Origin of the sequence: Enterobacter cloacae complex sp. 2022EL-00981, from assembly GCF_028737495.1 — a bacterium.
Classification (GTDB): domain Bacteria; phylum Pseudomonadota; class Gammaproteobacteria; order Enterobacterales; family Enterobacteriaceae; genus Enterobacter; species Enterobacter cloacae.
Genome location: NZ_JAQZRK010000070.1, coordinates 1 through 617, shown reverse-complemented (window position 1 = coordinate 617; position 617 = coordinate 1). Strand labels below are relative to the sequence as shown.

At 54.1% G+C, this 617-nt stretch carries 1 pseudogene; it reads left to right on the top strand.

Going from position 1 to position 617, the window contains the following annotated elements:
* A pseudogene (locus tag PUZ33_RS25130) lies at positions 1-617 on the top strand (IS1 family transposase); the annotation flags it as partial.

The window sequence follows — 617 nt, the reverse complement described above, 5'->3', positions numbered from 1 at the left end:
ATCAGCGCTATCTCTGCTCTCACTGCCGTAAAACATGGCAACTGCAGTTCACTTACACCGCTTCTCAACCCGGTACGCACCAGAAAATCATTGATATGGCCATGAATGGCGTTGGATGCCGGGCAACCGCCCGCATTATGGGCGTTGGCCTCAACACGATTTTACGTCACTTAAAAAACTCAGGCCGCAGTCGGTAACCTCGCGCATACAGCCGGGCAGTGACGTCATCGTCTGCGCGGAAATGGACGAACAGTGGGGATACGTCGGGGCTAAATCGCGCCAGCGCTGGCTGTTTTACGCGTATGACAGGCTCCGGAAGACGGTTTGCGCACGTATTCGGTGAACGCACTATGGCGACGCTGGGGCGTCTTATGAGCCTGCTGTCACCCTTTGACGTGGTGATATGGATGACGGATGGCTGGCCGCTGTATGAATCCCGCCTGAAGGGAAAGCTGCACGTAATCAGCAAGCGATATACGCAGCGAATTGAGCGGCATAACCTGAATCTGAGGCAGCACCTGGCACGGCTGGGACGGAAGTCGCTGTCGCTCACAAAATCGGTGGAGCTGCATGACAAAGTCATCGGGCATTATCTGAACATAAAACACTATCAATAA